An 8,540-nucleotide genomic window follows, 5' to 3' on the forward strand; every position below is an offset into this window, starting at 1 on the left:
CCGCCCGACGCGGCCAGCGACCGCCGCACCGACGCGGCCAGCTCCGCCGAGGCCGTCACCACGCAGGCGCGCCGTCCCGCTGCCGCAGCCTCGCGCACGAGCGCCAGCGCCGCGTCCAGGGCCGCGTCCGCGTTGTCCGCCACGAGCTCCGCATCCGCTCGCACGCCGTCCCGCTCCGCCGCGCTGCGGCCATCTTGTCGAGTATCCGCCACCATCGCCTCTTCCGCTGCCTCGTTTTCCGTCCTCGTCATTGTATCCAAACCCCGTCCCTCCTCCCGCGCGACAGCCGCCGCGAGCGGGGCCGTCTGCATGATCGCTCGGCGGTGCGGGGTTCCTCGCGCGACAACCGCCGCGAGCGGCCGCCGCACAGCCCCGCCTCGCGAAGACCGCCAGCCTACCACGCGCCCCGCCCAGCGAAGACCGCCTGAGCCACGCGGCCGAGCGGCCCTCCTCGTTCGGCCTCGCGCCGTTTCGCATCCAATCTCGCGAGCTATCTGAGGCTCGTCAGCCCCGAGAACTGAAATCCGAGGCGCCACCATGCGAGAACCCCGGCGTTTCCCCAGGTCGCGCATATCGAAGCCCGCAAGGAGGCCGACAGCCCGCGTCAGGCCCTCGGACAACTCGCGAGATTGGATGCGAAGGCACCGCAGACGCACCCCGCACGCACCGCCGACGCGGCGGCCGGACGCACCCCGCCACGAACGCCCGTCACCCCCTCTCGCCCTGGCCCGCCGGCCCCGTTCCGGCCCGCCACGCGCGCTTCGCCGAGAGCCGCCCACGCGCCCAAACGCCCGCCGCTTGCCCGCTGCCCCATCGAGGCGCCTTGGCGTTTTCGGCGGGCTCCGCAAATTCTGACGGTTTTGCACCCGTCCCTCCGCCGTCCAAGGCCCCGCGCACGCCGCCCTCCGTCGTTTGCCCTGGTCGGCATCGGGCCTCCCACGCCCGAGCGCCCCTCCCGCGTCTCCCGAGAGTGCAAAACCGTCAAAATCTGCAGCCGGGGCCGAAAAACCGGAGGATCGCCGCTCCAACCCCGCCCCTCACGACCGCCGCGGGCAACGAATCGCCGCCCAACACGCGTCTCGCCGCTGCACCCTGCAGGCGCGGCGCGGTAGAATGGTCTGTCGCCTCGCGCCATCCCGGCGCCGGGCGCCCCACGATTGGAGACCCCATGTCCGACCCGACCTCCCCCACGCCCCCCTCCCCCGACGCCATCCAGGTCCGCGGCGCGCACGTGCACAACCTGCGCGACCTCGACGTCGACGTTCCCCTGCGCCAGCTCGTCGGCATCGCCGGCGTCTCCGGCTCCGGCAAGAGCTCGCTCGCCCTCGGCGTCCTCTACGCGGAGGGCTCCCGCCGCTACCTGGAGGCCCTCTCCGCCTACACGCGCCGCCGCATCGCGCAGCCCGGCCGTGCCGGGGCCTGCGAGGTGCGCCACGTGCCGGCCGCCCTCGCCCTGCGCCAGCGACCCGGCGTCCCCGGGGTGCACTCCACGTTCGGCACGTCCACCGAGCTTCTCAACCACCTGCGCCTCCTGTTCTCGCGCGTCGGCGCCCACCGCTGCCCGAACGGACACCTCAACCCGCCCTCGCTCAACGTGGCCGCCGAGCGCCCCCTCACGTGCGCCACCTGCGGCGTCGAGTTCTACGGTCCCTCCGCTGAGGACCTCGCCTTCAACGGCGCCGGAGCCTGCCCCACCTGCGGCGGCACCGGCGTGGTGCGGACCATCGACGAGTCCACCCTCGTCCCCGATCCCTCCCTCACCCTCGACGAGGGGGCCGTGGCCCCCTGGCGCCAGCTCATGTGGTCGCTCATGAGCCAGGTGGCCGGCGAGATGGGCGTGCGCACTGACGTCCCCTACCGCGACCTCACCGACGAGGAGAAGGAGATCGTCCTGCACGGCCCGATGGAGAAGCGCCACATCCTCTACGTCCCCAAGGGCAAGGACCGCGCCACCGAGCTCGACTTCACCTACTACAGCGCGGTGAACACGGTAAGGAACGCGCTTTCGAAGGCCAAGGACGAGAAGGGGATGGCCCGCGTGGCGAAGTTCCTCACCGAGGACACGTGCCCCGACTGCGGCGGCACCCGGCTCTCGGCGCGGGCGCGGGGCAGCCTCATCGACGGGCAAAGCCTCGCCGAGGCGGCGGCCCTCACGCTCGACGGCCTGCGCGCCTGGCTGCCCACGGTGGGCCCCGGGCTTCCGGCGGAGCTGCGCCCGATGGCCGAGGCCATCATCGCGGAGACGGCCGAGCCCCTCGAGCGCCTCGGCCAGCTGGGGCTCGGCTACCTCTCCCTCGACCGCGCGAGCGCGACGCTCTCCAACGGCGAGCGCCAGCGCGTGGCCCTCACGCGCGCCGTGCGCAGCCGCACCACCGGCGTGCTCTACGTGCTCGACGAGCCCTCCATCGGGCTGCACCCGGCCAACGTGGAGGGCCTGCTCGGCGTGATGGACGACCTCATCGCCGACGGCAACTCGGTGGTGATGGTCGATCACGACACCGCCGTGCTGCGCCACGCCGACCACCTCATCGAGATAGGCCCCGGCTCGGGCGCCGACGGCGGGCGCGTCATCGCAAGCGGAACGGTGGCCCAGGTGGAAGCCGACCCCGCCAGCCGCATCGGCCCGCTCCTCGCCGGCACGGCGAAGGTGCGCGTGCGCACGCCCGTCGCGCCGGAGCACGTCTTCGACGAGGGCGCCATCGGCCTGGAGACCAGCGCCCTCCACACCGTGAGGCCCCTCGAGGCGCGCATCCCGAGAAAGCGCCTGACCGCGGTCACCGGCGTGTCGGGGTCGGGCAAGACCACGCTCGTGCTCGAGAGCCTGGTGGCGGGCCTTCAGGCACGCATCGCCGGACGGACGCTGCCCGCGCACGTCGTGGACGTGGACGCGCCTGGCATCACGCGCGCGAACCTCGTGGACGCCACGCCCATCGGCGTGAACGTGCGCTCCACCGTGGCCACCTACTCCGGCGTGCTCGACGACCTGCGGCGCGCCTTCGCCCAGCTGCCCGAGGCGCGCGAGCGCGGCCTCAAGGCGGGCGACTTCTCCTACAACACGGGAAGCCTGCGCTGCCCCACCTGCGACGGCACCGGCCAGATCTCGCTCGACGTGCAGTTCCTCCCCGATGTGGACATCCCCTGCCCCGACTGCCGCGGCGCGCGCTACGGCGCGGACGCCTACGCCCTCCAGATGACGGTGGGCGGCAGCGCCGCGGCCGACTCCCCCGGCAGCCGCGCGCCGTGGGGCGCCGAGGTCACCCGGGACGCCACCGAACCGCAGCGCGCCCGCGACGACGATTCCGCGGCCGGCGCTGCCAGCCACGCTGACGACCTCGCCTCCGTGCGCACCCTCGCGCTGCCCGAGCTGCTCGCGCTCACGGTGGACCAGGCCCTCGAGGCGCTTAGCGGGCTCAAGAAGGCCCACGCCAAGCTCCAGACCCTCCACGACCTGGGGCTGGGCTACCTCACCCTCGGCGAGGCGACGCCCGCGCTCTCGGGCGGCGAGGCCCAGCGCCTCAAGCTGGCGAGCGAGATGCGACGCAGCCAGGCCGACGCGCTCTTCGTGTTCGACGAGCCTACCATCGGCCTGCACCCGCTCGACGTAGCCACCCTCGTCGCCGTGCTCCAGCGCCTCGTCGAGCACGGCGCCACCGTGGTGGTGATCGAGCACGACCTGGACATGATCGCCAACGCCGACTACGTCATCGACCTGGGGCCGGGCGGCGGCGCCGACGGCGGCCGCATCGTGGCCGCAGGCACCCCGGCCCAGGTGGCGGCCGATCCCGCCAGCGTCACCGGCCGCTACCTGCGCTCGGCGCTGGCGGGCCAGCAGGTGGAAGATGGCGACGCCGAGCACCAGGAGCATCGAGGCTGAGCGCCCGCAGCGCCGAGCCCGAGCAGGCTCCCCGCGCCCGGGGCCGGAGCGAAGGGAGCGCCCCCCCCCGCAGCGAGGAATCACGTGGTGCCCCACCACATGATTCCGCAGCAAGGAGGCGACCGAAGCCCTGCCCCGGGCGCGGGGAGCCGGACGGCCGGAGCCCGAGGCCCCGGGCCGCAAAGGCCGGAACAGGCCAGGACAGATCGAGAGGAGCCGAGAAGGCATGATCACCGAGGACGAGATAGCGCGGCACTGCTCGGCGCGCACGCTTCAGCGGGCGCGGGCCATCGCCGCGCGCGACCAGGACATCCTCACGCGCCAGTGCCGCTACGCGGGCGGCGAGGTGACGCTGTCGGCCTTCGTGGCCTCGAGCGCCGGCTGGTCTGACCGCTACCGCACCTCGGCGACGCTCGACGAGGCCGCCGGCGCGGTGATCGACTACTCCTGCACCTGCCCCGCCTTCCGCGGCGCGGACGGCATGTGCAAGCACGCCGCCGCGCTCGCGCTCGCCTACCTCGCGCGCCCCGACGGCTTCCTCGGCTGGCGCCCCGATGCCGCGCCCCAGACGAGCCCCGCCCTCGCCGCCTACCTCGACCGCGCCCGCCGCGCCTCCCACGAGGCGCTGCGCGACGCCGTGGACGTAGAGCTCATCTTGGGCTACGCCTACGAGAGCTGGACGGCGCGCTTCCGCGTCGTGGGCCCGCGCGGCGGCTACGCGCTGCGCTCGCTGGCGGAGTTCGCGACGGCGCTGCGCACGGGCGAGACGGTGGCCTACGGGCAGAAGCTCGCCTTCGCCCACGCGCCGGAGGCCTTCACCGCCCACGGCCGGGCGCTCGCCGGCTTCATCGCGCGGGCGGTGGCAGCGCGTAACCGCCTGGTCGCCCGGCGCGCCGGGCGCGAGGGCGGCACCGACCGCGAGCTCTTCCTCACCGAGGCCGAGGTGGTGGAGCTCATCGACCTGGAGGGCGGGCGCACCTTCACGCTCGAGGGCGGCGACGGCGTGCTCCGGCGCACCAACCAGGTGAGCGCCATCGACGAGGATCCCGCCCTCACGCTGCGCCTCTGCGCGCTCGATCCGGGCGGCTACACCATCATGCGCGACGAGCCGCTCGTGTTCGCGGCCGCCGGCGAGCGCCTCTACGTCGTCCAGGACGACCTGCTCTACCGCTGCACGCCTGCCTTCGCACGGTGCGCCGACTTCCTGCGCGCCGTCTACCAGTCCAGCGACGAGCGCCTCTTCGTGGCCGCGGCCGACCTGCCGCTGTTCTGCGCGGAGGTGCTGCCGCTGCTCGAGGAGCACCTGGACGTGCGTGCCCCGGCCGACATCGACCGCTACCGCCCCGTGCCCTGCACGCTCGAGTTCCGCCTCGACCGCGAGGGCCACGCGGTCACCATGCTCGCCCACGCCGTCTACGGCGAGGCGCGCCTGCCCCTGGCCGTGCCGCCCCACGCGCTCGCCACCGAGGTGGAGGCCGCCCACGGCGCGCCCGTCACCGTCGGCATCGCGGCCCCCGGCGCGCCCACCAGCCCGAATGCTCGCGCCGGCGCCTGGCCCGGCCCGACCCCGCTGCGCGACGAGGCCGCCGAGCGGCGCGCGTGCGACGTGCTCTCCGCCTACTTCCGCCCCGACGCCACCCTCCCCCTCGCCGACGGCGACGGCGTGGAGCGCCTGCTCTTCGGCGGGCTTTCGCGCCTCCAGACCCTCGGCGAGGTGTTCACCACGCCCGCCTTCGACCGCCTCATCGCCGATGGGAAGCCGCGGGTAGACGTGGGGCTCTCGCTTCACGGCAGCCTCATAGACCTGGACGTGTCCTCTGCCGACCTGCCGCCCGAGGAGCTCGCGGCGCTCTTCGAGAGCTACCGCCAGCGCCGGCGCTACCACCGCCTGCGCGACGGCGCGTTCCTGAGCCTTGAGGGCTACGACCTCTCCGAGCTCGAGCGGCTCGCCGACGACCTGGGGCTCTCTGCGGCCGACCTGGCCTCCGGACACGTGGAGCTGCCCGCCTGGCGCGCCTTCTACCTGGACGAGACTCTGTCCGACGCGCGGCGCGACGAGGGCTTCCACCGCTACGTCGAGCGCCTGCGCGCAGTCGACGTGACCGCCTACGCACCGCCCGCCGACCTGCGGGCCACCCTGCGCCCCTACCAGCGCGAAGGCTTCGGGTGGCTCTCGGCCCTGGCCGACCTGGGGCTTGGCGGCATCCTCGCCGACGAGATGGGCCTCGGCAAGTCGGTGCAGCTCATCGCCCTGCTCCTCGCGCGGGCCGAGGAGCTGCGCGCCGGGGGCGGCACGCTCATCGTGTGCCCGGCCTCGCTCGTCTACCACTGGACGGCCGAGCTGCGCCGCTTCGCCCCCTCCCTCACGGCCGCAGCCGTCGCCGGCCCCAAGCGCGATCGCGACCGCGTGCGCGCCCACGGCGCCGACGTGCTGGTGACCTCGTACGACCTCCTGCGCCGCGATGCCGAGGCCTGGGAGGAGCGCGACCTGGGCTGCGTGGTGCTCGACGAGGCCCAGTACATCAAGAATCAGGCCACCCTCACCGCCCGCGCCGCCAAGCGCCTGACCGCGCCGCTGCGCCTGGCGCTCACCGGCACGCCGGTGGAGAACCGCCTCTCGGAGCTCTGGAGCATCTTCGACTTCCTCATGCCGGGGCTGCTCGGGTCCTACGCGAGCTTCTCCCAGCGCTTCGAGGCCCCCATCCTCGGCCGCGAGGAGGAGCCCGACGAGGCCGAGGCCGCCGACGCCGCAGCCCGCCTGGCCGCACTCGTGGGGCCCTTCGTGCTGCGCCGCCTCAAGGCCGACGTGCTGCCCGACCTCCCTCCCAAGCTCGAGAGCGTGGTGGCCGTCCCGCTCCGCGGCGAGCAGGCCAAGCTCTACGCCGCCCACGAGCAGCGCCTGCGCGCCGACATCGCCGCGCCCAAGCCCAAGGATGGCCGCCGCTTCGACGAGCGCAAGGTGGAGGTGCTCGCCGAGCTCACGCGGCTGCGGCAGCTCTGCTGCGATCCGGCGCTCGTCTACGAGAACTTCCGCGGGCGCGCCGCCAAGATGGACGCCCTCATGGACCTCGTGGGCGAGGCGCGCGACGGCGGGCAAAAGGCGCTCGTGTTCTCCCAGTTCACCACGTATCTGGCGCGTATCGCCGAGCGGCTCGACCGCGAGGGCGTGCCCTACTACGTCATCACGGGCGCCACGCCCAAGCGGCAGCGCGTCGAGCTGGTGGACGCCTTCAACGCCGACGACACGCCCGTGTTCCTCGTGTCGCTGCGCGCCGGCGGCACGGGGCTCAACCTGACGGGCGCCTCGGTGGTCATCCACGCCGATCCGTGGTGGAACGCCGCCGCCGAGGCCCAGGCCACCGACCGCGCCCACCGCATCGGCCAGACCGAGGCCGTGAGCGTCTACCGCGTCATCGCCGAGGGAACCATCGAGGAGCGCATCCTGCGCCTCCAGGAGCGCAAGGCCGACCTGGCCGCCGCGGTCATCGGCGCGAGCGACGGCGTGTCGCTGGCCACGCTCACCCAAGACGACCTGATCGACCTGCTCACCGGCGACTAGCGCGCCGGCCGCCCGCCCCGCCTGACGGCGTCCGGCGCCGGGATCCATCAACGCACGAGGCGAGCCGCGCCCCAGAGCCCGTCAGCGCGCCGCGCTCCCGCCAGAACCCACGCGAGCCGCGCGCCAAGGATCGTGCGGCGCCCACGCACCGCGCCACTGCCACGTTTTCGCGCGAAAATGGCACTGATTGGCAGTTTGGTACGGTTCGCAGCAGCACTCGCGGACCCTGCGTCGACGTTTGCCCAGGTTGGCCCTAGCCGTAAGGCGCCAGAGATCGCGTAAGCGGGGGCTCATGGCCCCTCAGACCGTACCAAACTGCCAATCAGTGCCGCCTGAGGCCCAAAATGTGGCAGTCGCCCCGCCGAGGTGCCGCCAAGCCCCAGCCCGCGACCACGCACGACCCCGAGCGGCGGTCACCATCCCAGGGACGCGAAGTCGGCGTCCTCGTCGACCACGGGCAGCCCCGCCTCACGGAAGAGGGCAGCCGCCACGCCCCAGCCGGGAACGAGCGCGCCCGCGAACGTGCCGTCGTAGACGGCGCCCGACCCGCACGAGGGAGACCGCGCCTTGAGCACCGCGCCCGCGCAGCCGGCGGCCAGCGCCTCCTCCAGGCTGCGGCGGGCGCCGGCGCAGAAGGCCGCCGTCACGTCGGATCCCGCCGCGTCGGCCACGCGCACCGGATCACGCTCGACGATCTCCGCGGGCGGACGCGGCACGGGCAGGCCGCCGGCCCGTTCCGGGCACACCGGTACGAGCTCGTGGCGCGCGGCCAGCGCGGCCACGCGCGCGCAGGGCTTCGCCGCGCCGTCGTAGCGGCACGCATCACCCAGAAGGCACGCGCTCACAGCCAGGATCACGCGCGCTCCTCGAAGAACGCGCGCACCTTCATGAGGGAGTCCGCCAGCACGCGCTCCTCCTCGTCAGAGAGGGTGCCCAGGGCCTCGTCGACCATCTGACGGTGGAACAGGCGGTGCGCGCGGTACACCTGGCGCCCCTTGCGCGAGAGCGACACGAGCACGCGGCGGCGATCCGCCGTGTCGCGCTCGCGGATGAGATAGCCCTTGTCAACCAGGCGGTTCACGCAGATGGTGAGGGTGGCCAGCGTCA

General features: G+C 73.9%; 5 protein-coding genes. 2 read left to right on the forward strand and 3 right to left on the reverse strand.

The window, feature by feature from the left end; translation table 11 throughout:
- A partial coding sequence (locus D1643_RS08705; protein WP_160709327.1) for a hypothetical protein occupies nt 1-251 on the reverse strand: 251 nt, incomplete at its 3' end.
- Between the two features lie 917 nt (nt 252-1,168).
- On the opposite strand from D1643_RS08705, the gene D1643_RS08710 reads away from it, so the two are divergent.
- Nucleotides 1,169-3,874, forward strand: coding sequence for an excinuclease ABC subunit UvrA (locus D1643_RS08710; RefSeq protein ID WP_160709325.1), 2,706 nt, complete (start codon nt 1,169-1,171; stop codon nt 3,872-3,874).
- A gap of 226 nt (nt 3,875-4,100) precedes the next feature.
- Nucleotides 4,101-7,433, forward strand: a complete 3,333-nt coding sequence (locus D1643_RS08715) for a DEAD/DEAH box helicase (protein WP_160709323.1) — start codon at nt 4,101-4,103, stop codon at nt 7,431-7,433.
- A gap of 413 nt (nt 7,434-7,846) precedes the next feature.
- On the opposite strand, the gene D1643_RS08720 is transcribed toward D1643_RS08715, so the two are convergent.
- Together D1643_RS08720 and D1643_RS08725 are read right to left on the reverse strand one after the other, a co-directional pair.
- Nucleotides 7,847-8,290, reverse strand: coding sequence for a DUF523 domain-containing protein (locus D1643_RS08720; RefSeq protein WP_160709321.1), 444 nt, complete (start codon nt 8,288-8,290; stop codon nt 7,847-7,849).
- The coding region (locus D1643_RS08725) for a MarR family winged helix-turn-helix transcriptional regulator (protein WP_370520321.1) at nt 8,287-8,540 on the reverse strand (254 nt) is incomplete at its 5' end. The genes D1643_RS08725 and D1643_RS08720, both read right to left, overlap by 4 nt.

It is taken from the genome of Enterorhabdus sp. P55 (genome assembly GCF_009911695.1).
Taxonomy (GTDB): Bacteria; Actinomycetota; Coriobacteriia; order Coriobacteriales; family Eggerthellaceae; genus Enterorhabdus.